This window comes from Halostella sp. PRR32, assembly GCF_034808085.1.
Taxonomy (GTDB): Archaea; Halobacteriota; Halobacteria; order Halobacteriales; family Natronoarchaeaceae; genus Halostella; species Halostella pelagica.
Genome location: NZ_JAXHGL010000017.1, coordinates 1 through 945, shown reverse-complemented (window position 1 = coordinate 945; position 945 = coordinate 1). Strand labels below are relative to the sequence as shown.

The 945-nt window shown below is 56.3% G+C and carries 1 rRNA gene; it reads right to left on the bottom strand.

Going from position 1 to position 945, the window contains the following annotated elements:
- Positions 1-945 (bottom strand): 23S ribosomal RNA (locus SM753_RS20190); the annotation flags it as partial.

Below are 945 nucleotides of genomic sequence, written 5' to 3'. Positions count from 1 at the left end.
TGCTCGTTCGGCCGTCGGGGTTCTAACCCGACTAACGCTGCTACTATGACCAGGATTTTCGTCACTATTCGGTCCACGCGAGTTCTCACCCACGCTTCCAGCCGAATAGAGCGCCAACCTACGGAATCACCTTGTGACAGGTGTCGCTAGGTCTCGGTGGTGGATTTGAGCCCCGATCATTTTGGGCGCCTCGAACCTCGGCCGGTAAGCTGTTACGCTTTTCTTAGAGGGTAGCTGCTTCTAAGCTCACCTCCCGGCTGTTTAGGGCTCGAGACTACCTTCGGTTGCACTTAATCCACACTTGGGGACCTTAACCCAGCTCTGGGTTGTCTCCCTCATGGTGCACAGGCTTACCCCGCACACCGGACTCCTCGCGTCGATGGCGTTCGTAAGTTCGGAGTTTGACAGGGAGGCCAACTCCTCTCGGAGTTGGGTCTCCCAATCAGTGTCTCTACCTCACGAACTACCTCAGCGAAGGTCATGCTTCGACATGTTTCGGTTGGAACCAGCTGTTGCCGGACTCGATGGGCCTTTCACCCCTATACGTAGGTCACGAGAGGGTATTGTAGGACACCAACTCTAGCAGGCTTCCACGCACCTTTCGGCACGCTTGACCTTGCCCACGCATAGATCGTCCGGTTTCGGGTCGTACCCGTTTGACTCCCCGCGCTTGAACACGGTGGTCCTGGGGCAAAGCCCTGCGACCATATTGGTTTCCCTGCGCCTTCCCTGATACTCAGGTTAGACTTGCCAAACATGTACACTCCCTGGTTCGTTTTTCAAAACGTACGACGGGACATCGGCTTCCGGTGCGTCTTACTGCAGGCTCGCGCCTGGGTCATTTTGCAGCGGACCTTGTATGCCTCGTCGCTCGATCGCCACCTGATTTCAAGCCCTATTGCACCTCCCTTCATGGGGTGCTTTTCAGCGTTCGCTCACGCTACT